General features: G+C 61.7%; 21 protein-coding genes and 1 tRNA gene. 6 read left to right on the forward strand and 16 right to left on the reverse strand.

Annotation, left to right across the window (positions count from 1 at the left end; all coding sequences use genetic code 11):
• Positions 1-6 precede the first annotated feature (6 nt).
• The 7 genes from pqqB to panB form a co-directional block, all read right to left on the reverse strand.
• On the reverse strand, positions 7-918 hold the full coding sequence (pqqB, locus tag NLX68_RS02895) for a pyrroloquinoline quinone biosynthesis protein PqqB (protein ID WP_254282602.1): 912 nt from the start codon (positions 916-918) through the stop codon (positions 7-9).
• A 67-nt stretch (positions 919-985) separates the two neighbouring features.
• Positions 986-1,057: a pyrroloquinoline quinone precursor peptide PqqA gene (gene pqqA, locus NLX68_RS02900; RefSeq protein ID WP_008365141.1), complete on the reverse strand. Its 72-nt coding sequence runs from the start codon at positions 1,055-1,057 to the stop codon at positions 986-988.
• Positions 1,058-1,198: 141 nt separating this feature from the next.
• Positions 1,199-3,565: a pyrroloquinoline quinone biosynthesis protein PqqF gene (gene pqqF, locus NLX68_RS02905; RefSeq protein WP_254282603.1), complete on the reverse strand. Its 2,367-nt coding sequence runs from the start codon at positions 3,563-3,565 to the stop codon at positions 1,199-1,201.
• Positions 3,566-3,603: 38 nt separating this feature from the next.
• Positions 3,604-4,401 (reverse strand): carbon-nitrogen hydrolase family protein, encoded by a 798-nt coding sequence (locus tag NLX68_RS02910; RefSeq protein WP_254282604.1) that lies wholly within the window; start codon positions 4,399-4,401, stop codon positions 3,604-3,606.
• Between the two features lie 13 nt (positions 4,402-4,414).
• Positions 4,415-6,097, reverse strand: a complete 1,683-nt coding sequence (locus NLX68_RS02915; protein ID WP_213570177.1) for an NAD(P)/FAD-dependent oxidoreductase — start codon at positions 6,095-6,097, stop codon at positions 4,415-4,417.
• A 175-nt stretch (positions 6,098-6,272) separates the two neighbouring features.
• Positions 6,273-6,734 carry an Lrp/AsnC family transcriptional regulator gene (locus tag NLX68_RS02920; RefSeq protein ID WP_010221428.1) on the reverse strand — a complete coding sequence of 154 codons (462 nt, stop codon included), beginning with the start codon at positions 6,732-6,734 and terminating at the stop codon, positions 6,273-6,275.
• 92 nt (positions 6,735-6,826) lie between these two features.
• On the reverse strand, positions 6,827-7,645 hold the full coding sequence (gene panB, locus NLX68_RS02925) for a 3-methyl-2-oxobutanoate hydroxymethyltransferase (protein ID WP_010221429.1): 819 nt from the start codon (positions 7,643-7,645) through the stop codon (positions 6,827-6,829).
• 84 nt (positions 7,646-7,729) lie between these two features.
• Between panB and NLX68_RS02930 the strand changes: the two genes are divergently transcribed.
• The 3 genes from NLX68_RS02930 (at position 7,730) to NLX68_RS02940 (ending at position 9,492) form a co-directional block, all read left to right on the forward strand.
• Positions 7,730-8,521, forward strand: a complete 792-nt coding sequence (locus tag NLX68_RS02930) for a helix-turn-helix transcriptional regulator (protein ID WP_254282605.1) — start codon at positions 7,730-7,732, stop codon at positions 8,519-8,521.
• A gap of 93 nt (positions 8,522-8,614) precedes the next feature.
• Positions 8,615-9,268, forward strand: coding sequence for a hypothetical protein (locus tag NLX68_RS02935; protein WP_254282606.1), 654 nt, complete (start codon positions 8,615-8,617; stop codon positions 9,266-9,268).
• A 71-nt stretch (positions 9,269-9,339) separates the two neighbouring features.
• Positions 9,340-9,492 (forward strand): hypothetical protein, encoded by a 153-nt coding sequence (locus tag NLX68_RS02940; protein WP_254282607.1) that lies wholly within the window; start codon positions 9,340-9,342, stop codon positions 9,490-9,492.
• Positions 9,493-9,545: 53 nt separating this feature from the next.
• Here NLX68_RS02940 and NLX68_RS02945 read toward each other — a convergent pair.
• The 5 genes from NLX68_RS02945 to rpsU form a co-directional block, all read right to left on the reverse strand.
• Positions 9,546-9,622: transfer RNA gene (locus NLX68_RS02945), tRNA-Ile, on the reverse strand.
• A 13-nt stretch (positions 9,623-9,635) separates the two neighbouring features.
• A complete protein-coding gene (locus NLX68_RS02950; RefSeq protein ID WP_254282608.1) occupies positions 9,636-13,379 on the reverse strand; it encodes an EAL domain-containing protein in 3,744 nt (1,247 codons plus the stop codon).
• A gap of 128 nt (positions 13,380-13,507) precedes the next feature.
• On the reverse strand, positions 13,508-15,355 hold the full coding sequence (rpoD, locus tag NLX68_RS02955; RefSeq protein ID WP_254282609.1) for an RNA polymerase sigma factor RpoD: 1,848 nt from the start codon (positions 15,353-15,355) through the stop codon (positions 13,508-13,510).
• Positions 15,356-15,422: 67 nt separating this feature from the next.
• Positions 15,423-17,393 carry a DNA primase gene (dnaG, locus tag NLX68_RS02960; protein ID WP_254282610.1) on the reverse strand — a complete coding sequence of 657 codons (1,971 nt, stop codon included), beginning with the start codon at positions 17,391-17,393 and terminating at the stop codon, positions 15,423-15,425.
• A 304-nt stretch (positions 17,394-17,697) separates the two neighbouring features.
• On the reverse strand, positions 17,698-17,913 hold the full coding sequence (gene rpsU / locus NLX68_RS02965) for a 30S ribosomal protein S21 (protein ID WP_002551877.1): 216 nt from the start codon (positions 17,911-17,913) through the stop codon (positions 17,698-17,700).
• A gap of 201 nt (positions 17,914-18,114) precedes the next feature.
• On the opposite strand from rpsU, the gene tsaD reads away from it, so the two are divergent.
• Positions 18,115-19,140 carry a tRNA (adenosine(37)-N6)-threonylcarbamoyltransferase complex transferase subunit TsaD gene (tsaD, locus tag NLX68_RS02970; protein WP_254282611.1) on the forward strand — a complete coding sequence of 342 codons (1,026 nt, stop codon included), beginning with the start codon at positions 18,115-18,117 and terminating at the stop codon, positions 19,138-19,140.
• A 26-nt stretch (positions 19,141-19,166) separates the two neighbouring features.
• Here the strand turns inward: tsaD and plsY are convergent, their stop codons facing one another.
• Entirely contained in the window at positions 19,167-19,736 is a 570-nt protein-coding gene (gene plsY, locus NLX68_RS02975) for a glycerol-3-phosphate 1-O-acyltransferase PlsY (protein ID WP_010221435.1), read from the reverse strand.
• A gap of 74 nt (positions 19,737-19,810) precedes the next feature.
• Here plsY and folB point away from each other — a divergent pair, with 74 nt between their 5' ends.
• Positions 19,811-20,164 carry a dihydroneopterin aldolase gene (folB, locus tag NLX68_RS02980; protein ID WP_010221436.1) on the forward strand — a complete coding sequence of 118 codons (354 nt, stop codon included), beginning with the start codon at positions 19,811-19,813 and terminating at the stop codon, positions 20,162-20,164.
• On the forward strand, positions 20,155-20,664 hold the full coding sequence (gene folK, locus NLX68_RS02985; RefSeq protein ID WP_254282612.1) for a 2-amino-4-hydroxy-6-hydroxymethyldihydropteridine diphosphokinase: 510 nt from the start codon (positions 20,155-20,157) through the stop codon (positions 20,662-20,664). Before folB ends, folK begins: the two co-directional genes overlap by 10 nt.
• 87 nt (positions 20,665-20,751) lie before the next feature.
• Here folK and NLX68_RS02990 read toward each other — a convergent pair whose 3' ends face one another.
• From NLX68_RS02990 to NLX68_RS03000, 3 genes are read right to left on the reverse strand one after another with little or no spacing between them, the layout of a single operon-like run.
• Positions 20,752-21,981, reverse strand: coding sequence for a multifunctional CCA addition/repair protein (locus tag NLX68_RS02990; RefSeq protein WP_254282613.1), 1,230 nt, complete (start codon positions 21,979-21,981; stop codon positions 20,752-20,754).
• Between the two features lie 55 nt (positions 21,982-22,036).
• On the reverse strand, positions 22,037-23,599 hold the full coding sequence (locus NLX68_RS02995) for a SpoVR family protein (RefSeq protein WP_010221439.1): 1,563 nt from the start codon (positions 23,597-23,599) through the stop codon (positions 22,037-22,039).
• On the reverse strand, positions 23,596-24,867 hold the full coding sequence (locus NLX68_RS03000; RefSeq protein WP_254282614.1) for a YeaH/YhbH family protein: 1,272 nt from the start codon (positions 24,865-24,867) through the stop codon (positions 23,596-23,598). Before NLX68_RS03000 ends, NLX68_RS02995 begins: the two co-directional genes overlap by 4 nt.
• Between the last annotated feature and the right edge of the window lie 97 nt (positions 24,868-24,964).

The raw sequence follows: 24,964 nt of genomic DNA on the forward strand, positions 1-24,964 counted from the left end.
CGGCTCCTAGAGGGTGATGCTCATGCCGTCGAAGGCCACTTCGACGCCGCGCCGGGCACATTCGGCGCGTTCGGCCGAATCCTCGTCGAGAATCGGGTTGGTGTTGTTGATGTGGATAAGCACCTTGCGCTGGCGTGGGAAGCTTTCCAGTACCTCGAGCATACCGCCTGGGCCGTTCTGCGCCAGGTGGCCCATCTCGCGGCCAGTGCGGGTGCCGACACCGCGGCGCTGCATTTCATCATCCTCCCACAGGGTGCCGTCGACCAGCAGGCAGTCGGCCTCGCTCATCATCTGCAGCAGCTTGGCGTCGACCTGGCCCAGGCCAGGGGCGTAGAACAGCTTGCCGCCGCTGCGCAGGTCCTCGACCATCAGCCCGAGGTTGTCGCCCGGGTGTGGGTCGAAGCGGTGCGGCGAGTAGGGCGGCGCTGCACTGCGCAGCGGGAAGGGGGTGAAGCGCAGGTTCGGGCAGGCATCGATGACGAAACTGCCTTCAAGCTCGATGCGGTTCCACTGCAGGCCGCCGTTCCAGTGGCTGAGCATGGTGAACAGCGGAAATCCGCTGCTCAGGTCCTGATGGACCATGTCGGTGCACCAGACCTGGTGTGGGCAGCCTTCGCGCAGGCTGAGCAGACCGGTGGTGTGGTCGATCTGGCTGTCGAGCAGGACGATGGCGTTGATGCCGGTGTCGCGCAGGGCGCGGGCCGGTTGCATGGGGGCAAAGCTTTGCAGCTGCGCGCGAATATCCGGCGAGGCGTTGCACAGTACCCAGTGAACGCCATCGTCAGACAGGGCAATCGATGACTGGGTACGCGCCGTGGCGCGCAAGCTGCCGTCGCGAAAGCCTTTGCAGTTTGCGCAGTTGCAGTTCCACTGCGGAAACCCGCCACCGGCGGCGGAACCTAGAATCTGGATGTACATGGCCACTCCTGCCGCGTGCTGAAATAAAAACGCCCCGGCGGACCGAGGCGTTGTACCGCAAGCAGGCTCAGCGGCTTGCGAAATACATGGTCACTTCAAAGCCGATACGCAGGTCAGTGTAAGCAGGTTTGGTCCACATGGGATTACTCCTTCCGGATAGGTCTGGGGTTTGCCAGCTACTTATTTAGTCCACCCTCCAGATGAGGGGTTCCCATAGCCGAGATTGCGCTATCTTACTAAAAAAATACGAACTGAATGGTTAAATCTAAGATAAACGTCGTTACAGGGACGGTAAGAATCGCCAGCGTAAGTGCCAGTTTCCAGTGGGCGCCGGACCATTGGCCAGGCACAGCCAGCCTTGTTCGGCCTGGCTCGTCTGGCGGGCCAGGCGCTGCAGTTGTGGCATCTCGACTGCCAGGATCGCCGCTTGCAGATCGCTCAACAACGGCTGCTGCTGGCCGGCCAGATGCGCCTGCCAGGCCCATTCGGCAACGTCATTGTTGGCCATGGCCTGTTCGTCGAACTGCGCGGCCAGTGCCTGTTTATCCGCAGTGTTGCAGCTCAGCGTGGCAGGCAGGGCATCGAGCACTGCCTGGATGTGCCCGATGATCTCGGCATGGCTGGCCGACGGCGACTGCACGCCGAGCAGCAGGCCATTGCAGCCTTCAATCTGGCGGAAGGCGCTGAACACCGCGTAGCCCACATTCAACTCGACTCGCAGCCGTTGATAGAACGGCCCTTGCAACTGCTGGGCAAGGAGTCGGGCAGCGGCTTGGTTTTCGATCGAGACCGGGCAAAACAGCAAAAGCGCTTGTTCGCTGGCCGGCGGCGGCAGCATTTGCCAGCGGCGCAAAGCTTCTATTCGGATGGGAAGCTGCTTGCCTGCGCGCCCAGGCACCTTCCCCAGGGCCTGATTCAGTGCCTGTTGTTCGGTAAAGCCGAAACCGGTCGAAAGCCCCTGCCAGGTTGAATACTCCCACAGTGCATCAAGATTGCTCTGGCTGATGGTGCAGACCGGTAACGGTTCGTCCACGCGGCCCATTACGTGCTCCGGTAACTGCCTGAGCAGGGCCCGGATAGGCATCGAATCGGGTTGCTCGGCAGCGGCGGGTGTCCAGCTTTGGCTCGCTGGCAGCCGCAGGATTGCCAGCGCATGGTCGATAACCGTGGGCACCACGGCGCCGTTACCGGCGCAGCGCAACTGCCAGTAGGTGTCGCAGGCACTCCAGTGCACGTGTACGCCAGCCTGGGCTGCCTGTTCGCGCAGTGGTTGCAGGGCCCGATCAAGCACCTGCCAGAGGCGCTCACGCAAGGCTGAGGTCAATTGCCAGCGCAGGTAGACAACGCCGTGCTGGCGTATGGGCGGGAGCAGAGGAGACAGGGTCAGGCCGTCGGGCGCTGCGGTGGCAGGAACGCTTACGGGCGCTATCTTCAGCAGCGGATTGGCAGCGGGCAGTCGCCAGGGTTCTAGCAGTGTTTGCGCCTGGCCATCGAGCAGGGTATCGAGCAACCGTTCGAGCGCTACAAACCCTTGCTCATCCAGTGCCTTGAAGTGTTGCCTGGTGCTATCGCGGCGAGCCAGCTCCAAGGCGCTGGCGGTCTGTTCGCGACAGTGCTGCAATCGGCCGTATTCCTGGTTGATGTCGCTCAGGTCGGCGCTGCGCAAAAACGCCAGCCAGTCGCTCAGCAGGGCCTGGACCTGATTGACGCGGGCTGCATCGGTGAGCTTCAGGCCTGCATGCAGCAGGGCCTGGCCGGCAAAGCTGTAGAGCGATGAAAACTCGAAATGCTCCAGCCAACCCCGTTCACGCAACGTCGCCGATAACCCGCCAGGCCGGGTGTCGCTCAACCAGGTTGCGAGAAAGTCGATGGCCTGCTCAACGCCTGGGTGAAGGTTGTCGCACGGGTACAACAGATCCAGTTGCCGCTTGTCACTCATCAGTAGCGGCGCTTGGCCGTTGAAGCTCGGTGGTAGCGCCTGCTGCACTGTCGTCCCGGCGCTGAACACATGCGCGAATCGACGCGCCAGCGCCTCCAGCTGCGCAAGGCTCTGCGGCCCGCTCAGGCTCAGGGTGAACTGCCCGGCCTGATAGAAACGCTGATGAAAATCTCGCAGGGCCGCCTGGAACGCCGGGCTTTGGACCTGCAGGCTGTAACGATTGCCCGCCTGAAAAGCGCTCAAGGGATGTTCGTGGCCGGCCGCCTGAAGCAAGGCAAACTGCCGCTGCATTTGTGCGTTGCGCGACCATGCAATGAACTCGGCATGGATCACTTCGCGTTCGCGCAGTTGTCGCTCAAGCCCGAACTGCGGGTGCGCGAGCATGTCGCAAAGACGCTCCAGGCCACCGGCAAACGCGGCCTGAGGCACTTCAAAGAAGAACTCGGTAGTGCGCTCACGGGTGCTGGCATTGACCTGCCCGCCGTGGTGCTGCACGTAGCGCATCAGGCCGTCTTCCAGCGTGAAGCGCTGAGTGCCGAGAAAAAACAGGTGCTCGAGAAAGTGCGCCAACCCCGGCCACGCTCGTGGCGCGTCATGGCTGCCGGCCTGGACCCGCACCGCCGCCGCACAACGCTTGAGCTGCGGGGCATGGCGCAGGCTGACCTGCAGGCCGTTGTCGAGGGTCAGTTGATGAAGGGCGCAGGGCATGGCGGCTCCGGAGACAGGCGAACCGTCATGCTAGCGGATTATCGGCGCGGCGTACTGTAGAGCTCGGGGCGCAGGTCATGCAGGTAAGGGGTGTTGGCCCGCCCCTGGTGTACCCGCTGCAGTTCCAGGTCGGCGCTCAGCAGCGCCGTGTCACGACCGGCCATGGCCAGGATGCTGCCATCCGGGCCGACGATACTGCTTTGCCCGCAGTAGTGGATCTCGTCTTCGCTGCCGCAGTAGTTGGCGTACACCAGGTAGCACTGGTTCTCGTAGGCACGGGCGCGCACGGTAACCTGGGCGATGAAGTCGAAGGGCACCATGTTCGCCGTCGGCACCAGGATCAGCTCGGCACCGGCCAGGGCCAAGCGTCGGGCGGTTTCCGGGAACTCGATGTCATAGCAGATCAGAATCCCCAGACGCCAACCGTTGAGCTCGACCACCGGGAAGTGATCAGGGCCTGGGCTGAACATCGCCCGGTCGAGGCCGCCGAACAGGTGGGTCTTGCGGTAGTTGCACAGGCTGCTGCCGTGGGCGTCGATCAGTTGCACGCTATTGAAGACCTGACCGTCGTCCGCCAGCTCCGGGTAGCCGTAGGCGATGGCAATGCGATTGCTCTGGGCGATCTCCACCACGGCCATGGCCGAGGGGCCGTCTTCGGCTTCGGCCAGGCGCGCCACGGCTTCGCTGCCGATGTTGTAGCCCGTCAGGAACATCTCCGGGCACACCAACAGCTCGGCGCCGCGTGCAGCGGCCAGTTGCGCCTGCTGGTGCAGGCGCTCGAGGTTGCCGGGCAGGTCCAGCGGTTGCGGTTCGCCTTGGAACAGGGCGATGCGCATGGCGATTCTCCCGTCAGTCGGCCAGGGCGATCGGTCCGATCTCATTGAACACATCGCCCGGGCCTGGGTTGTCCGGGTGGGTATGCCCACCGAAGTGAGTCATGATACCCCAGACCGCATTGAGCGAAGTCTGCACCGCGCCCTCGACCCAGGCCGGGGTCCACGACACATCGTCACCGGCAATGAAGATGCCGCGTTGTTCGGCCGGCATGTCCTGCTGCATGAAGTGCGCGTACATACGCTGATTGTAGCGGTAGTGGCCGGGCAGGGCGCCTTTGAAGGCGCCGAGGAAGTGCGGATCGGCCTCCCACGAGACGGTGATCGGGTCGCCGATGATATGCCCGGCGATATCGACTTTCGGGTAGATCTTCTTCAGCGCATCGAGGGCCAGCTTGACGCGTTTTTCCACCGGGTGCGGGAGCATCTTCAATGCATCGCTCATCCACGAGTAGGACAGGCAGATCACCCCCGGCTTGTCGTCGCCGTTGTCGAACAGGTAGGTGCCGCGGGTCAGGCGGTCGGTCAGAGTCATGCTCATCAGGTCGCGACCGGTTTGCGGGTCCTTGTCCTTCCAGAATGGCCGGTCGACCATGACGAAGGTCTTCGATGACTGCATGTAACGGGTGCGGTCCAGGGCCATCCACATTTTCTGCGAGAACAGCGATTCTTCGCATTCGATCTGGGTGGTCAGCAGCCAGCTCTGGCAGGTGGTCAGCACGGCGGCGTAGTGGCGGGTGTCGCCCCAGTTATCGGTTACTGCCAGGCGCCCATCGCTGTCGCGGGCAATGCTCTTCACCCCGGGGCGTGGCGCGCCGCGATGCAGCGAGCTCAGGCTGGTGCCGGCCGGCCAGTGCGCGCAGCGCTCCGGCACATGGCGCCAGATGCCCAGCGGCACCTGTTCGACGCCGCCGACGACCAGATGCTGGTGATCGTCGCAGTTGGTCATCACCACACGGAAGATTTCCAGCATCGAGTTGGGGAAGTCCGAGTCCCAGCCGCCGGTGCCGAAACCGACCTGGCCGAATACTTCGCGGTGCAGGAAGCTGAGCTTGGCGAATGCCTTGGAGGTGGCGACGAAATCGTAGAAGGTGCGGTCGTCCCACAGCGGTACCAGGGTGTTCCACAGTTCTTTCAGGCGTGGCACATCGCGATCGCGGATGGCCTGCTGGATATCGCCGAAGCGGGCGCCGTCTTCCAGGGCATCGGCCCAGGCGTCAGCCACTTCCTGAAACAGCTTGGGCAGGTCGGAGAGTTTTTCCGCGTAGTGGGTCTGGCCTTCCAGGTCGATTACCGTGCTGCCCGAAGCGGGGGTCAGCGGGTTGGGGAAGGGTTTGGTTTCAAGCCCCAACTTGTCGACGTAGTGATAGAACGCGGTGGACGACACCGGGAAACGCATGCCGCCGAGCTCGGCGATGATCCCGTCGGTGCCTTCGAAGGTTTGCGAACGCAGGCGCCCGCCCATTTTCGAGGCTTCGTACACCACCGGCTTGAGGCCCAGCTTCATCAGCTCGTAGGCTGCCACCAGGCCAGCAATACCGGCACCGACAATGGCCACTTCTTCGCCGTGGCGTTCAGCCGGAATGCTGCCCAGGCCGGCCGGGTGCTCGATCCAGTCGTCAAAGGCGAACGGGAAATCCGGGCCGAAAATGGTGATGGGTTTCTTGCCGTCGGCGGGGTGGCGATTGTTCTTGTTCATAAGTGACCTTGCCAGGCGCTGCGCGGGGTGCGGAGCTTGAGTATAGAAAAACACTGGCGGTCATTTTAGGGGGTGGGGGTTACGTTATTAAGATGCAGAGTGTCGTCGTTTGGTCGTGTTTTTGGTCGATATGACATATTTATCATTCATATTGACTCCTGCGCACAACATGACTTTAAACCGGCTGCCCGCGATCCACCTTGCTGCTTAGGATGATCGAGGTCGTGGTCTTTTCCACCCCATCAACGCTGCCGATCTGATCGAGCAACTGGTCGAGTTGCTCGGGCGAGTCGCTGCGCAGCCAGGCGACGTAATCGAATTCGCCGCTGACCGCGCACAATTGCTGTACTTGGCCCATGGCGCTCAGGCGCCGCACCACGTCCTTGCCCGAGCGCGGTTGCACCTTGATGCCGACATAAGCCTGCAGGCCACCATCGATCAGGCGCTGGCCCAGGCGCACACCATAGCCGCTGATGACCTTGGTCTTTTCCAGGCGGGCCAGGCGCGAGGTCACCGTGGTGCGCGCGATGCCCAGTTGCCGGGCGAGCGTGGCGACGCTTTCACGGGCGTTGATCTGCAGCAGCGAGATCAGCTGGCGATCGATTTCGTCGAGGGCGACGGGGCGGCTGTCGGACATGGGCACTCTCTGGCAAGAGCCGCATTTCGCGGCTCATGGAATAAGCGCGATAGCCTATCCATTGCCCTCACCCTTGGGCAAGGCGTCTGTGCTCAGCGCGCCTTGAAGCAGTGTTCGGCCTGGGGAAAGCTGCCGTCGCGCACTTCCCGGGCATAGGCGGCCAGGGCTTGGGCAATCTGTGGCTGCAGGTCGGCGAAACGTTTGACGAAGCGTGGCTGGTATTCACCGAACAGCCCCAGCAAATCCTCGGTGACCAGTACCTGACCATCGCAGGCTGGCGACGCGCCGATACCGATGGTGGGGATGGCCAGCTCCTCGCTCAGACGCCGGGCCAGAGGTTCGGCGATGCCTTCCAGTACGACCGAGAAAGCGCCTGCGCCCTGCATGGCCAGGGCATCCTGACGCACCTTGGCGGCGCTCTGATCATCCCGGCCCTGGGCCTTGAAACCGCCGAGGCTGTTGACTTGTTGCGGCATCAGACCGACATGGGCCATTACCGGAATACCGCGGCGGGTGAGAAACGCTACGGTCTCGGCCAACTCTTCACCGCCTTCAAGCTTGACGCCCTGGGCGCCGGTTTCGCGCAGCAGTCGGGCGGCACTGAGGAACGCCTGTTCAGGCGAAGCCTGATAGCTGCCAAACGGCAGATCGATAACCACACAGGCGCGCTGGGCCCCACGCATCACCGCCTGGCCATGGGCAATCATCATCTCCAGGGTAACGCCGAGGGTGCTGGGCATACCGTACAGCACCATACCAAGCGAGTCGCCGACAATGATCACATCGGCCTCGGCATCCACCCAGCGTGCCATTGGCATGCTGTACGCCGTTAGCACCACCAGATTGCCAGCCCCCTTGCGCTGCTGAATGGCGGGCACGCTCAAACGGTTTTCACGTACATGGCTGCTCATCGGTCTCTCCTTGGGTTGTTCAACGAAGCCGGGCGCAGGCTAACATCGGTCTTTATCGGCTCACTTGAGCAAAGGAGACAGGCGATGCCGTCAATGAGACAAGCTAGCGAAGTGCCGCCGCTGCCGGACTTTCAGCAACTGCCGGGCCCGGTGTACCGGCGCATGTTTGCTATTCCGGCGGGTCATCGGGTGCAGATGCACAGCCACCCCTGGGTGCAGTTCACCTATGCCAGTGCCGGCATCATGCAGGTGCTGACCGAACACCACAGTTACCTGTTGCCGCCGCAATGTGCGTTATGGATACCGGCTGGCGTCGAGCACACCGCCTATAGCGACCAGGCCATCGAGTTTCGCGGGCTGTACCTGGACGACTCGCTGCTCAATGGTTACCAGCGCCCCTGTGGCGTGCTGCAGGTCACGCCGCTGGTGCGCGAGCTGATTGCCAAGGCCAGCCGCTTTGCGCCGGAATATCCCGCACAAGGGGCCCAGGCGCGGCTGCTGCAGGTGTTGGTCGATGAGTTGCGCGAGCTGCCCGAAGCGCCATTTGGCCTGCCGCTGCCCAGCGACCCGCGCTTGCGGCGGATCACCGAAGCCTTGCAGGCCACCCCTGCGGATAACCGCAGCATTGAGGACTGGGCGCAGCAGGTAGGGGCTTCACGGCGTACCCTGGTGCGATTGTTCCAGGCGCAGACGCAGTTGTCGTTCAGGGAATGGCGACAGCGCCTGCGCCTGCTTGCGGCGTTGCCGCTGCTGGCCCAGGGCATGAGTGTCACGGCGCTGGCCAACGAGTTGGGCTACGACTCGGTGTCGGCGTTTATTGCCTTGTTTCAGCAGCACTATGGTGTGACGCCAGGACAAATGCGCCGGCGTCAGTAATGGCTTGGTAGTGGCAGTGGTTGCACAGTAAAATCGTGCTCTTTTACGGCTTGGTCGATTTCCGGCGCTGGCTGATGCTGGAAGGGTTGCAAGATGAGCAAGATCCACTTCGACGTTGATGCTGTTTATTGCATTTCGATCAAAGAGCGAAACGACCGGCGCGAGTTGTTCAGGCAGACCGTTGGCAGCCTGATCCAGAATCAGGTGATCTTCCACGTTGTCGAGCGTAGCGATGATCCGGTCAGGGGCTGTTATGAGTCCCATCAGGCCTTGGCACGCCAGGCATTGGCTGAAGGTTTGCAGCGCGTGCTGATCTTCGAGGATGACGTCCAGGCCTATGCATTAAAGGCGGCGCCTATCCGTTGGGTCAATCGCTTTATTCGCACGCGCAGTTTCGAAGTACTGCACCTGGGGTACAGCATGGGCAGAACCTGGCTGACCTGGTTTCCCTACATCGCTCGCGGTCGCGTGGTGGCCCTGCACGCGTACATCCTGTCGCCTGCGGGCTGCCGGATCCTAGCTGAAACACCTTACGACGGTACGCCGGTGGATGTGCTGTTCAAGCAGCGCATCAAACAGCACTGCGTGTTCCCGATGTTGTTCCGTCAGCATGCGGCGTCAGCGACGGGCAGCGATATCGAAGCGCTGGTCAAGAACGAGGATGAGTTCTGGCAACGCAACTGGGACAAGCATCGCATTTCGCCGCTGAAAAACTTCTGGCGCACCCTGTTTCGGGTGCGTTTCTGAGAGAACCAACTAGAGTGATGAAGGTACCAGCGGCACGGATGCCGCTGCATGTTCATTGCTCAGGGTTCGAGATGATTCGCAACAAGACCTTTGGCGCGCTGCAGTTATTGAAGCGCGTTCTTTTCACTGTTTTGGCCTTGCTCAGCTTCTTTGTCATACCACTGGTGTGGGTGCCGTTGATCGTCGGTGACTGGTTACTGGGGAAGTTCAGGCAGCGCAGGTGAAACCGGTTTCTATCGCAGGCACAAAAAAACCGCGCAATGCGCGGTTTTTTGTTTGGTGGGCCCAGCAGGACTCGAACCTGCGACCAAGGGATTATGAGTCCCCTGCTCTAACCAACTGAGCTATAGGCCCCAGTGGACGCGGATTATAACGAGGGTTTCCAGGCTGTGCTATCCGAAAGATCCGAAAGTGCTATGCGAAGGAAAGTCGCGGCAAATTCCCCGGCTGGCAGCGGCAGGCTGACGATGTAGCCCTGGATCTGCTCGCACCCTTCGGCTGCCAGGAACTGCTGCTGGGCCTGGCTTTCCACCCCTTCGGCAATTATGGTCAGTTGCATACTGCGCCCCAGGGCAATAATCGCGCGGGCGATGGCGGCATCGTGGGGATCGTCCGGCAGGCCGCGGATGAACGACTGGTCGATCTTGAGAATATCCAGCGGCAGGCGTTTGAGGTAGCTCAGTGACGAGTAGCCGGTGCCGAAGTCATCGATCGCCAGTTGCACGCCCAGCTGCTTGAGCTGGTGGAGGATGGCCAGGGCTTCTTCGGCCTGGCTCATGATGAAGTTCTCGGTGATCTCCAGTTGCAGGTCGCCAGCCTTGAGCTGGTGGGTCTTGAGCAACTGTTCGATGCGCTTGACCAGGCTTGGCTGGCGCAGTTGGGCGCCGGCCAGGTTGACCGATAGCGGGCCGAACGCCAGGTAGTCGTGCTTCCATGCCTGCATTTGCTGGCAGGCCTGTTCCAGCACCCAGTCGCCCAGTTGCAGGATCATGCCGTTTTCTTCGGCCAGTGGGATGAAGTGTTCCGGTGGAACGTCACCGAAGCTTGGGTGGGTCCAGCGGATCAGCGCTTCGGCGCCTACCAGGCTCTGGGTTTTCAGGCTGAACTTGGGCTGGTAGCACAGGCTCAGCTCATTGCGCTCGATAGCCCGGCGCAGCTCGTGCTCCAGGGCGATGCGTTCGCTGGCCTGGGCGGTGAGGTCGCGGGTGTAGGACTCGACCCGGTTGCGGCCCTTGGCCTTGGAGCGGTACATGGCGGCGTCGGCGTTGCGGATCAGTGAGGCGACGTCGGTGCCGTCCTGTGGATACAGGCTGGTGCCGATGCTGGCGCTGGTGAAGAACTCGTGCTCGCCGGCCTGGAACGGCGCCCCGAAGCAGGCCAGCAGCTTGTGCGCGATGTGCCCGGCATCACTGGGCTGGTGCAGGCCGGGCAGGAGGATGATGAACTCGTCGCCACCCAGGCGCGCCACGGTGTCGATATCGCGCACCTGCTCCTTGAGCCGCTGGGCGATGGCTTTGAGTAGCAGATCACCCACCGGATGGCCGAGGCTGTCATTGATGTGCTTGAAACGATCGAGGTCGAGAAACAGTACTGCGCCTTGGCGCTGCGAGGCTTGGGCGCAGTTGAGTGCAGCCTGCAGACGGCTTTCGAACAGGGTGCGGTTGGGCAAGCCGGTGAGCGGATCGTGATGGGCCTGGTAGTCGAGCTTGGCTTGCGCGTGCTTGAGGCTGGAGATGTCGGCGAACACCGCGACAAAGTGGGTGATGCCGCGTTCGCTGCTGCGCACCGCGCTGATGGTCAGCCAGCTGGGGTAGACCTCGCCGTTCTTGCGCCGGTTATGGATTTCGCCTTGCCAATGGCCCTCGGCAGTCAATTGGTGCCACATGGCCACGTAGAAGGCGCTGTCGTGCTGACCGGAAGCCAGCAGGCGCGGGGTCTGGCCCAGGGCCTCGAACTCGCTGTAGCCGGTGATTTCGCTGAAGGCGCGGTTGACGGCGCTGATGCGTTGGTCGGTATCGGTGATCAGTACCCCTTCGGCGGTGTTCTCGAACACCGTGGCGGCCAGCTGCAGTTTTTCCTGCATCAAGTGGCGTTCGGTGATGTCGCGGGCGATGGTCAGCATGCAGTCAACGCCGGCGATCGGTAATGGCCTGGCGGATAGCTCGCACAGGCGGATCTGACCGTCGCTGCGGCGGATATGACAGCTGAAGTCACGTACGAAGCCATCACGCTGGAGCATGTCCAACAGTCGGCGGCGCTCGTTGAGGTCGACCCAGATACCCAGGTCCAGCGAAGTGTGGTCCAGCGACATATGGGTGTCGTAGCCGGTCAGGCGGCAGAAGCCTTCGTTCACTTCGATCAGCAGGCCGTCGCTCTGGCGTGACAGCAGCAGGCCGTCGGGAGAGGCGTGGAAGGCTTTGGCGAACTTCTCTTCGGAGGTTTGCAGCTGTTCCTGGGTTTCCTTTAGCTGACTGATGTCCCGAACCGCCACTACCAGTGCCGGCGTGCTGTCGAGCTGGAAGGTTTCGGCGGAGGTCAGGCCGGTGAACACTTGGCCGTTGCTGCGCCGGAAGAGCATTTCCAGGTTGCGGATGCTGCCTGCCTGCAAGCGTTTGAGCAGGTCGGGGCCGATGCCGTCGATGCCCCAGATGTTCAATTCGGTTGCGGTGCGGCCCAGCACTTGCGCCGGGCTCAGGCCAATCTGCTCTTCGAAGGCTTCGTTGACCTCCAGCAGGCAGCCGTCGCTCATGCGGGCGATAACCAGGATGTCCGGACATTGCTGGAACACCGAGGCGAACTTTTGTTCGGACAGGCGCAGGGCTTCTTCGGCGTTCTTGGTTTCGCTGATGTCGATCATCAACCCACGCATCACCGGTTTGCGCCCGTGTTCGATCAAGCTGACGATATCGCGCACCCACAGGCTGCGACCGTCGGCGCGGATCACCCGGTAGTCCAGGCTGTGATCGCGCCCGGCAGCGGTTTCGCTGTCGCAGTAGGCTTGGGCCCAAAGTGCGTCGTCAGGGTGAATGATGCTGCGCCAGAAGCCCGGACGCAGCCATTGGCTCAAGGGGTAGCCGAGCAGGCCTTCGGCATGGGGCGAAACGTAGCTGTAGGTGAAGTCGTTGGCGTCGGCTTCCCAGGCAATGGCTGACAGGCTCTCGATCAGGCCGCGGTAGTGGTACTCGCTGCTGCGCAGTTCCTGTTCCAGGGCAATGCGCCGGGAAATCTCCGAACTCAGGCGCCGGTTGACGCGGATCACGGCCGCCAGGACCGCAATCAGCAGCAGCAGGGCGGGTAGACCGTAGATCAGCAGGTCGTACCAGAGCGTGCGGTGATCGAGCACCTTGCCGACCCAGCGCTCCTGGATATTGCTGATTTCGTTGGGGCTCATGTCGGCCATGACTTTGTCGAGGATGCTGACCAGGATTTTCTGCTCCCGCGGCACGGCCATGGCCAGCTGATAGCGGTAGGGCGTTTCGCCGCTGACGTACAGGCCTTCGAGCTTGAGCTGGCGCAGGCTCCAGATGCTCGAGGCGAGGTCGCCAACCACTGCATCCACCTCGTCGGTGGCCAGGGCCTGCAGCGCCGAGCTGACATTGGGCAGGGCTACCAGGTTGAGGTCCGGGTGATGGGTACGCAGCAATTCATGGGGCGCGTAGTTCTCCACCACGGCGATTTTCAGGCCGTACAGGTCCTTGATGGTGCGCGGTTGCGGGCCGCCGTCATGGGCGAGGATGACGATCGGGAAATCCAGGTAGGGGCGGGTGAAGGCCAGATAGCTCTGGCGCTCCGGTGTCGACATGATGCCCGGCAACAGGTCGAGGTTGTTCTTGCGTGCCTGCTCGAGTACGGCGGTCCAACTGATCGGTTCGATCGGCTTGAACTGCACATTCAGGCGATCCTGGATCAGGGCAATGTAGTCGGCGGCCAATCCCTGGTAGCGACCATCCTGGTCCCGGTATTCGAATGGTGGCCAGGATGCATCGACGCCCAGACGCAGCTGCGGATGCGCGCTGAGCCAGGCTTGTTCTTCGTCAGTCAGGGTCAGGGCACCGGCCGTTGCACTCCAGACAAGCAGGAGGGCCAACAGAAGGGCCGGCATTCGGGGCATAACGGCCTCGTCACACAGGTGGATTGATTCGAGTGTAGACGGGCATTCAAGTGGCGGGGTAGTGGGCAAAGGCTTAAAAGCGCCGTTCGCCGGAAAAGAAAAACCCCGGCCTGGGCCGGGGTTTGTCGTCACTCGTCGAGGAAGGAGCGCAGATGCTCGCTTCGCGTCGGGTGGCGCAGCTTGCGCAACGCCTTGGCTTCAATTTGACGGATCCGCTCACGGGTCACATCGAACTGTTTGCCGACCTCTTCGAGGGTGTGATCGGTGTTCATATCGATACCGAAACGCATGCGCAGCACCTTGGCTTCGCGTGCGGTCAGACCGGAGAGCACGTCACGGGTCGCTTCCTTGAGGCTTTCGACCGTGGCCACATCGATTGGCGACTGCATGGTGGAGTCTTCGATGAAGTCCCCCAGATGCGAATCTTCGTCGTCACCGATCGGGGTTTCCATGGAGATCGGCTCTTTGGCGATCTTCAATACCTTGCGGATCTTGTCCTCAGGCATTTCCATGCGCTCACCCAGCTCTTCCGGGGTCGGTTCGCGACCCATTTCCTGCAACATCTGCCGGGAAATACGGTTGAGCTTGTTGATCGTCTCGATCATGTGCACCGGAATACGGATGGTGCGGGCCTGGTCGGCGATCGAACGGGTGATCGCCTGGCGGATCCACCAGGTGGCATAGGTCGAGAACTTGTAACCACGACGGTATTCGAACTTGTCCACCGCCTTCATCAGGCCGATGTTGCCTTCCTGGATCAGGTCGAGGAACTGCAGACCGCGGTTGGTGTACTTCTTGGCGATCGAGATAACCAGACGCAGGTTGGCCTCGACCATTTCTTTCTTGGCACGACGAGCCTTGGCTTCACCGATCGACATGCGACGGTTGATGTCCTTGATCTCGGCGATGGTCAGGCCGGTTTCGCTTTCGAGGTCGATCAGCTTCTGCTGGCAAGCGACGATAGCGTCGTTTTTCTCGCCCAGCGCTGCAGCCCACTTGGTGCTGCGCTTGGAAAGATCGCCGCTCCAGGTCTGGTCGGTTTCATTGCTCGGGAACAGGCGCAGGAAGTCGGCACGTGGCATGCGCGCGTCACGGACGCACAGTTGCATGATGGCGCGCTCTTGCTGACGCAGACGGTCCAGGGCACTACGAACGCGCTCAACCAGGGCTTCGAACTGCTTGGGCACCAGCTTGATCGGCATGAACAGCTCAGCCAGATCGAGCATCGCCTTGAGGCTGTCCTTGTGGCTGCGGCCGTTCTTCTTCAGAACCTTGAGGGTGGCGTTCAGTTGATCCTGAACGGCACCGAAGCGCTGACGAGCGATTTCCGGGTCGGGACCGCTTTCGGTCTCTTCCTCTTCCTCGTCACCTTCTTTCTCTTCGTCTTCGTCGTCAGCTTCGGCCTTGGCCGGTGCTTTCGGGTCGATCGGCGGCGGTACTTCGGCCGGCGGCGCAATGCCGTCGTCCGGGTCGATGTAGCCGCTGAGAACGTCGGACAGGCGGCCACCTTCGGTGGTGACGCGATCGTACTCGGACAGGATGTGCTCGACAGTACCCGGGAAGTGGGCGATAGCACCCATGACTTCACGAATGCCTTCTTCGATCCGCTTGGCGATTTCGATTTCGCCTTCGCGGGTCAGAAGCTCGACGGTACCCATTTCACGCATGTACATGCGCACCGGGTCAGTCGTGCGACCAATATCGGTCTCCACAGCCGCCAACGCTGCGGCGGCTTCTTCAGCTGCGGCTTCGTCGGTGTCGGCTTCGGCCAACAAAAGGGCATCCGCATCCGGAGCACTCTCGAATACGTTGATCCCCATGTCGTTGATCATGCGGATGATGTCTTCCACCTGCTCCGGATCTGAAATATCCTCTGGCAGGTGGTCGTTGACCTCCGCGTAAGTCAGGTAGCCCTGCTCACGACCGCGGGTGATCAACTCTTTGATGCGAGACTGCTGTTGCGCTTTTCCGGACATAACACCCTATCCACTGAAGGTCTTGGCGGGCAAAAAACAAGCCGAGGATTATACCCGAGCTAGGACCTCACGCGCCAGTTGAGGTCGGGGTTTGTGCGGGAACATTACGGCTTAACAGGTCACGCAGCTGATTTTTTTCCTCTGCGCTCAAGTCACTTTGACGTGCTTTCCTGAGCAGATGTTCCAGGCTGCGCTCGCGTTGGCGAGCGGACAAGCTAGTTATAGTGTCGAAAAACTGTTGTTCAAGGTTGTCGGCATCGATCAGCCATTCCTTTTCTGCCAAGGCCCTGAGCAAACGGCCTTGTTCGGTACCGTGCCAGCGGGCGATCAGCTGTAGTGAGCGTAGCTCAGGATTCTTTTGCAACGCCTCCAGCAGGGCCACCAGCAGCTGGGCGTAGACGTGTTCCTCGGCCGCCAGCTGGCTGGCATCCTCGACTTTTTTCGCCAGCTGCGGGTGGTGCAGGAGGGTGCGCAAGGCGCTCAAGGTCGGCGGTTCTACCGAGGTCGGCACCCGTGGCGGGGCATCCTGGCGCTGGCCATTGCGCTCCCAGGGTTTGCCCTTCTTGTCCCAGGGCTTGCCTTCCCATTTTTTCTTGCCGCCCTTGTTCGGCGTCCACTGCTGTTGCGGTGGTGCGTACTCGGGCTGGTGAAAATCGCCGTAATCCGGCGTGTAGTCGGGAATGGCATCGTAATTGATGCCCGGGTCATAGCTGGGCGGTGCTTCGACCGGCGCGGAGTGCGCCAGCTGTTCGACCTGCTGGTTGTCCAGCCCGGTGATTTCCTTGAGGCGATTGCGCATCAGTGCGCGCAGGTTGGCCCCGGGCACTTTTTCGATCAACGGTGCAGCGAGGGTGGCCATGTGCGCCTTGCCCTCGAGCGAGCGTGGGTCGGCTTCTTCGGTCAGTTGCTGGAAAAAGTAATCGGCCAGCGGTTGAGCATGCTGGTTGATGCGGGCGCGGAAAGCGTCGGTGCCTTCGGCGCGTACCAGGGTGTCCGGGTCTTCGCCTTCGGGTAAAAACAGAAAGCGCGCCTTGCGCCCGTCCTGCAGGCTCGAAAGCGTTGCTTCCAGAGCGCGCCAGGCGGCGTTGCGGCCAGCCTGGTCGCCGTCGAAACAGAACAGCACGCTGGGCACGACGCGAAACAGGCGCTTGAGGTGCTCTTCGCTGGTGGCCGTGCCCAGGGTCGCCACCGCGTTGCGCAGGCCTTGTTGCGCAAGGGCGATGACGTCCATGTAGCCTTCGACCACGATGATTTCATCGAGGTTGCGATTGAATTTGCGCGCCTCGTACAGCCCGTACAACTCCTGGCCCTTGTGGAACACCGGGGTTTCCGGGGAGTTGAGGTACTTGGGCTTGTCGTCGCCCAGCACCCGGCCGCCGAAGGCGATGACTCGGCCACGGCTGTCGCGGATCGGAAACATCACTCGGTCGCGGAAACGGTCGTAGCGCTTGCCGGACTCGGCGTTCTCGATCAGCAGGCCGGCGTCGATCATGGCTTTTTGTTGCAGGGTATCGCTGCTCAGGTGCTTGAACAGGTTGTCCCAGCCAGGCGGGGCGAAACCGAGGCCAAAGTCGCGGGCGATCTCGCCGGACAGGCCGCGGCCCTTGAGATAATCGACCGCCGATTTGCGCGTCGGGTGGCTACGCAGCGCCTGGCGATAGAACTCGGCGGCCGCTTCAAGCAGCGGGTACAGCGGTGAATCGACCGGTTGCCGGGGCTTGTGGCCGCGCCCGCTTTCTTCGCGGGGCACCTCCATGCCGGCGGCCTTGGCCAGTTCCTCGACGGCCTGGGGAAAATCCAGGTTATCGTGGTCCATGATGAAGCCAAGGGCGTTGCCGCCTGCGCCACAGCCAAAGCAGTAATAGAACTGTTTGTCGGGGCTGACGCTGAACGAGGGGGTCTTTTCCTTGTGGAACGGGCAGCAGGCCGTGAGGTTCTTGCCAGCTTTTTTCAGCTGCACGCGCGAACTCACCACATCGACGATGTCGGTACGGTTAAGCAGGTCGTCGATAAAACTCTGGGGAATCAGCCCGGCCATGGCACTCTCATCATCAGGCGATAAGCAAGTGTAATCGCTAATGCGGCGGGAACGGCTGCGCGTTCGAGCGATGTCGAATGGCGTAACACAAAATACGGAAAGACGTGCTCGTCTGCAGCCGGTGAAGGCTCGTCAGGAAGGACGTGCACAGCTGGCGTTGCGGCCAGTTCTGACGATTCAGGCAGGTTGTCCATGCTGCAGGGCAACAGGACGCCTTGGGCCCGAAGGCCAAAGGATCAAGCAACAACTGCCGGCAGCCCGGCTTTAGGCCGGGCGAGGCAGAAGCTTGCGACGGACGTCTGTATTAGTACAGACGAACGGCGCGGCGCTGTTCGCGCTGAACTTTCTTGGCGTGACGTTTAACAGCGGCTGCTGCTTTGCGCTTACGCTCAGAAGTCGGCTTCTCGTAAAATTCGCGGCTACGAACTTCAGCCAGAACACCGGCTTTTTCGCAGGAGCGCTTGAAACGACGCAGAGCTACGTCGAAGGGTTCATTCTCTTTAACTTTGACGGCTGGCATCCAGAGCTACCTTCATTCATTACCGGGGTCAACGAACTCGTGGCAAAAATGTGCGCTGGAGAACGTCGGTTTTTAAGGGTTGCGGATGTTAACCCTTAGCCGACCGGAATGCAAAGCCTCTGATCGAAAACCGCTGGTCGGCGTCGGGAGCGGGGACTATCATGCGCGCCTTCGAATTCAGCCTCAACAAGGCACGGACCCATGCTAGTACTGGGATTGGAAACATCCTGCGACGAAACCGGCGTCGCATTATACGACAGTGAACGCGGCCTTTTGGCCGATGCATTGTTCAGTCAGATCGACCTGCACCGCGCCTATGGCGGCGTCGTGCCGGAGCTGGCCTCGCGTGATCACGTCAAGCGCATGCTGCCGTTGATCCGCCAGGTGCTGGCCGAAGCCGACTGCGTCGCCACCGAGATCGACGCCATCGCCTATACCGCAGGCCCCGGCCTGGTCGGTGCTCTGCTGGTGGGCGCTTCCTGTGCCCAGGCCCTGGCTTTTGCCTGGGGTATCCCGGCGCTGGGCGTGCACCACATGGAAGGCCATCTGCTGGCGCCGATGCTCGAAGAGCAGCCGCCGGAATTCCCGTTCGTCGCCTTGCTGGTATCGGGCGGGCATACCCAGTTGGTACGGGTCGATGGTATCGGGCGCTACGAGCTGCTCGGCGAGACCCTTGATGACGCCGCTGGCGAAGCGTTCGACAAGACCGCCAAGCTGATCGGCCTGAACTACCCGGGCGGCCCGGAGATCGCCCGGCTGGCGACCCAGGGTGTGCCTGGGCGCTTTGTCTTCCCGCGGCCGATGACCGATCGTCCGGGGCTGGACTTCAGCTTCAGCGGCCTGAAAACCTTCGCCCTCAACACCTGGCAGCAGTGCCAGAGTGCTGGAGACGACGGTGAACAGACTCGTTGCGACGTGTCGCTGGCCTTCCAGCACGCGGTGGTGGAGACTTTGACCATCAAGTGCAAGCGTGCCCTCAAGCAAACCGGCCTCAAGCGCCTGGTGATCGCTGGCGGCGTCAGCGCCAACAAGGCCTTGCGCGCCTCCCTGGAGGACATGCTGGCCAGTATCAAGGGCAATGTGTACTACGCCCGTCCGCAATTTTGCACCGACAACGGCGCCATGATTGCCTACGCCGGCTGTCAGCGTCTGGCTGCCGGCCAGCAGGAAAGCCTGGCAATCAGCGTGCAGGCGCGCTGGCCGATGGAGCAGCTGGCGCCGCTGTGAAACTGAGCGTTGCTCATGCAGTGGATTCAGAAATGCCGTTCGCGTCCGGCGAAAAGGTCGCGTAGATTGCCGCGGTGACGCCAGACGATCAGCACCGTCAGCACGCTGATCGGCAGCAGCGCTTCCGGCTCGCGCCAGGCCAACAGCGGCAGGGTCAGAGGCGTTGCGACCAGTGCCGCGAGCGAGCTGGTGCGGGTCAGGTAGAAGGTCAGCAGCCAGGCGCTGATGGCCAGCAAGGCGGCTGGCGGGTAGAGCCCCAGCAGCATGCCGGCGGCGGTGGCGACACCTTTGCCGCCGCGAAAGCGAAAGTACACCGGGAACAGATGGCCAATCACCGCGCACACGCCGATCCAGGCCTGTTGCTGCAGGTCGAGGCCAGCAAGATTGGCGATCAGCACCGGCAGCAAGCCCTTGCACAGGTCGCCAAGCAGGGTCAGGACCGCCAGTTTGCGGCCGGCCAGGCGCAGCATGTTGGTTGCACCGGCATTGCCTGAACCGCTCATGCGCGGGTCCGGGCTGCCATTGAGGCGGCTGAGGACAATGGCAAAGGACAGAGAGCCGAGCAGGTAGGCGCACAGCGCCAGTAACCAAAACATGCTAACCATTCCGGGCGAGGACGCCCTGATTCTAACGGCGCAACGCGCCCTTGTCGTGCTGTGGAGAGAAGTGCTTGGACAGAGTGTTCATCGAAGGGCTGGAAGTCGATACCGTGATCGGTGCCTACGACTGGGAGCGCGGAATCCGCCAGTGCCTGCGCCTGGACCTGAGTTTTGCCTGGGACAATCGCCCGGCCGCGGCCGGTGACGACCTGACCCTGGCCCTGGACTACGCCAGTGTCTCGGCGCGCATCCAGGCGTTTGCCGAACAGTCCGAATTCCAGTTGGTGGAAACCTTCGCCGAGCGTCTGGCGGCGGTGTTGATGAGCGAATTCCAGATTCCCTGGTTGCACCTGAAGCTGACCAAGCCGGGTGCAGTACCTGCTGCCAGTGGGGTGGGTGTGGAGATCGAGCGCGGATGTCTCTGAACAGGGTTTACCTCGGGCTGGGCAGCAATATCGAGCGTGAGCGGCATTTGACCGCCGGGCTCGATGCCCTGGCCGACGTGCTGAGCGACATGCACTGTTCGGCAGTGTTCGAGAGCCAGGCCGTGGGCATCAAGAGCGGGCCGTTCTTCAACTTGGTGGTCACCGGCCTGACCGCGCTGCCGCTGATGGAGCTGGACCGCCGGCTCAAGTTCATCGAGGCCGACAATGGCCGCTATGCCCCTGAGCGCAAGGGCCTGCCGCTGGATATCGATGTGCTGATGTACAACGATTCGCATGGCAGTTTCGATGGCCTGGTATTGCCGCGGGCGGAGATTCTCAAGAACGCATTTGTGCTGTGGCCGCTGGCGTTGATCGCGCCTGAGCTGATGCACCCGGGCGCCGGTAAAACCATGGGGCAGCTGTGGGCCGAGGCGCAGATCAAGCAAGTGCTGGCGCCGGTGCCGTTCGAGTGGCGTGGGCAGCAGCTAACCAGGATTTGACCCCATCGCTGGCAAGCCAGCTCCCACAAGGTCCGGTGTAGGCAGGCCCTGTGGGAGCTGGCTTGCCAGCGATGAAGGCGACACGCATTACGGCTTGGCGTCGTCCTTGTAGGCCTTCAACGCCTTCAGCCGCTCACCCTTGAGCGCCTCACCCAGTGCCTGCCCGGTCAACCCCTTCTGCACCAGTGGCTGCACCTGCACCGCCCGCGCTGCCGCTGCCGCACCGCGCAAATAGTCCGCCTGTGGGTAATCGCGCTGCTCCAGCCCTTTGCGGCCCCGGGCGTCCATCTCGCACGCGGCGATAAACTCCTCGAAGCGCTGTGGCCGTCGATACACGTCGAAGCTCTGCAGCAATTCCAGCAAGGTCGAGGCCCGTAACTCCAGTGCCCGGTGGCAGTGGGTGTGGTACTCGCCTACCAGCAACGCCAGCTCCTGGCATTCACGGGGCGCCTTGAAGCGCTGGTTCACCGCCTTGATCAACTTCAGGCCGCGCTGCTCGTGAGCGATGTGCCGTGGCCATTGCGCTTGTGGGGTAAGGCCCTTGCCCAGGTCGTGCAGCAAACAGGCCCAGCGCACGCTCAGGGGTTGTTGGTGCAGGGCGGCTTGTTCGAGTACCGAGAGGGTGTGGATGCCACTGTCGATTTCCGGGTGATGGGCCTCGGGCTGCGGCACGCCGAACAGGGCATCGAGCTCCGGCATCAACTGCTTGAGGGCGCCGCAATCACGCAGAACCTGGATGAATACCTGTGGTTGATCCTCCATCAGTGCGCGGGCAATTTCCTTCCAACTGCGTTCGGCGGTCAGGGCCTGCAGCTCGCCGGATTCGCTGAGTTCGCGCATCAGTTCGATGGTTTCTGCGGCTACGCTGAACCCCAGGCCGGCATAGCGCGCAGCAAAGCGGGCGACCCGCAGTACCCGCAGGGGATCTTCGGCGAACGCCGGTGATACGTGGCGTAAAATACGCGCTTCAAGATCTTTTTGACCGTTGTACGGATCGCAGATATTGCCCTGGTCGTCTTCGGCCATGGCATTGATAGTCAGGTCGCGGCGGATCAGGTCTTCCTCAAGGGTGACCTCGGGGCTGGCATGGAAAGTGAAACCGCCGTAGCCACGCCCGCTCTTGCGCTCGGTGCGTGCCAGGGCATATTCCTCGCCACTCTTCGGGTGCAGGAACACCGGGAAATCGGCACCGACGGGCCGATAACCCAGGGCTTGCATCTGTTGCGCAGTGGCGCCGACCACCACCCAGTCGATATCACTGACCGGCCTGCCGAGCAGGCGGTCACGTACGGCGCCGCCGACTTTGTAGATCTGCATGTAAAACCTCCGTTGATGCCACAGGATAACCTGTCTGGCAGCAACGGAGGGCGTGCTAGAGGTGCACTACAGCCAGGTCCAGGCGACCGTAGTCCGCTTCGCCGTGCTCGCCTCTGGGCGGCACGTGGTGGGTTTTCATCACCTGGTCGCCTTGCAGGGTCTCCAGGTGAATGTCGAAGCCCCAGAGGCGGTGCAGGTGCTTTAAAACCTCTTCGGTGGAGTCGCCCAGGGGTTTGCGGTCGTGTTGCTGGTGGCGCAGGGTCAGCGAGCGGTCGCCACGACGGTCGATGCTCCAGATCTGCACGTTGGGTTCGCGGTTGCCGAGGTTGTACTGGGCGGCCAGGGTTTCGCGGATGATCCGGTAGCCACTTTCGTCGTGGATGGCCGGCACCAGCAGGTCCTCGCGCTGGTCGTCATCGAGAATGCTGAACAGTTTGAGGTCGCGGATTACCGTGGGCGACAGGTACTGGAGGATGAAGCTTTCGTCCTTGAAGCTGCTCATGGCGAACTTGATCGTCGACAGCCAGTCGCTGCCGGCGATCTCGGGGAACCAGCGGCGGTCCTCTTCAGTAGGGTGCTCGCACATGCGGCGGATGTCGCGGTACATGGCAAAGCCCAGGGTATAGGGATTGATACCGCTGTAGTAAGGGCTGTCGAAGCCGGGCTGGAACACCACGCTGGTGTGCGACTGCAGGAACTCCATCATGAAGCCTTCGGTCACCAGGCCTTCGTCGTACAGGTCGTTCATCAGGGTGTAGTGCCAGAAGGTCGCCCAGCCTTCGTTCATCACCTGGGTCTGGCGCTGCGGGTAGAAATACTGGGCGATCTTGCGCACGATGCGCACGACTTCGCGCTGCCAGGGCTCGAGCAATGGCGCGTGTTTTTCGATGAAGTAGAGGATGTTTTCCTGGGGTTCGGCCGGGAAGCGCGCGTTGTCGCGTTCACTGTTCTTGTCGGTGCCCTTGGGAATCGTGCGCCACAGGTCGTTGATTTGTTTCTGCAGGTGTTCTTCGCGTTCTTTCTGCCGGCGCCGCTCCTCTTCGGCAGAAATCGGGTAGGGCCGTTTATAGCGGTCGACGCCATAGTTCATCAGGGCGTGGCAAGAGTCGAGCAGGTCTTCCACGGCATCGATGCCGTGACGCTCTTCGCACTGGGTGATGTACTGCTTGGCAAATACCAGGTAGTCGATGATCGAACTGGCGTCGGTCCAGGTGCGGAACAGGTAGTTGCCCTTGAAGAAGCTGTTGTGCCCGTAGCAGGCGTGGGCGACCACCAGTGCCTGCATGCAGATGGTGTTTTCTTCCATCAGGTAGGCGATGCAGGGGTCGGAGTTGATCACGATCTCATAGGCCAGGCCCATCTGCCCGCGGCTATAGGACTTTTCAGTGCTGAGGAAGTGTTTACCGTAGGACCAGTGGTGATACCCCAGCGGCATGCCGACAGAGGCATAGGCATCCATCATCTGCTCGGCGGTGATCACCTCGATCTGGTTGGGGTAGGTGTCCAGGGCATAGCGCTCGGCCAGGCGGCTGATTTCCCGGTCATAGGCCTGGATCAGTTCGAACGTCCATTCGGACCCGGTAGAAATGGGGTGGCGCTTCTGCTCTCTAGCGGTCATGTCACTAACCTGCGCTGGAAGAGTTCACGGAAGACCGGGTAGATATCGCCGGCCGACACCAGCTGCTGCTGGGCGAATGTATCGGCAAAGGCTTCGCCGATACGTTCATACTCGTACCACAATGCCTGATGTTCGCGAGGGGTGATCTCAACGTAAGTGTAGTACTGGACGAACGGCATGATCTGGTTGGAGAGGATCTCGCGGCAAATCGGTGAGTCGTCATTCCAGTTGTCGCCGTCCGAGGCCTGGGCGGCGTAGATGTTCCATTCATTGGCCGGGTAGCGTTCGGCCATGATCTCCTGCATCAGTTTCAGGGCGCTGGATACAATGGTGCCGCCGGTTTCCCGGGAATAGAAGAACTCCTCTTCGTCCACTTCGCGGGCGCTGGTGTGGTGGCGAATGAACACCACCTCGATCTTGTCGTAATTACGCTTGAGGAACAGGTACAGGAGGATGAAGAAGCGCTTGGCGATGTCCTTGGTGGCCTGGGTCATGGAGCCGGAAACGTCCATCAGGCAGAACATCACCGCCTTGGAGCTGGGGTTGGGTTGCTTGACCAGCAGGTTGTACTTGAGGTCGAAGGTATCGAGAAACGGCACGCGGTGAATACGCGCGCTCAGGCGCTCGATTTCTGCTTCTACTTCCTGAATATCGCCGAAGTTGTCGGGTTCTTCTCGCTTGAGTCGCGCCAGTTCCTCCTGGGCTACGCGCAATTTCGCCCGGCTGCTGCCGGACAAGGCGATGCGCCGGGCATGGGCCGAACGCAGGGTGCGGATGATGTTGATACGTGACGGGTTGCCTTCGTTGCTGATACCGGCGCGCACGGTCTTGAAGGTGTCGGTGCCGGTCAGGTGGCGTTTGACCAGGTTGGGCAGCTCGAGGTCCTCGAACATGAACTCGAGAAATTCTTCCTGAGTGATCTGGAAGACGAACTCGTCCATGCCTTCGCCGGAGTTACCGGCCTTGCCACGGCCGCCGCCCCCGCCGCCCCCTTGTGGACGGGCGATATGCTCGCCGGCAGTGAATTCCTTGTTACCCGGGTGCACCACCGTTTGTTTGCCGCCACGGCCATGGTGCAACACCGGCTCGTCGATGTCGCGACCGGGAATGCTGATCTGTTCGCCATGTTCCATATCGGTAATGGAGCGGCGGCTTACGGCCTCCTCGACGGCTTTCTTGATGTGTTCACGGTACCGCCGCAAAAAGCGCTGGCGGTTGACCGTGCTCTTGTTCTTGCCGTTCAGGCGTCGGTCGATCACATAGCTCATAGGCCCCTCCGGGAGTAGGCGGTAGCTGCAAGCTGTAAGCTTCAAATTGGATCACCGCTGCACCTGCAAGCGCGACACGCATTTGACATACGTGCGC

The sequence above is a fragment of the Pseudomonas sp. SBB6 genome, assembly GCF_024213215.1.
Lineage (GTDB): Bacteria > Pseudomonadota > Gammaproteobacteria > Pseudomonadales > Pseudomonadaceae > Aquipseudomonas > Aquipseudomonas donghuensis.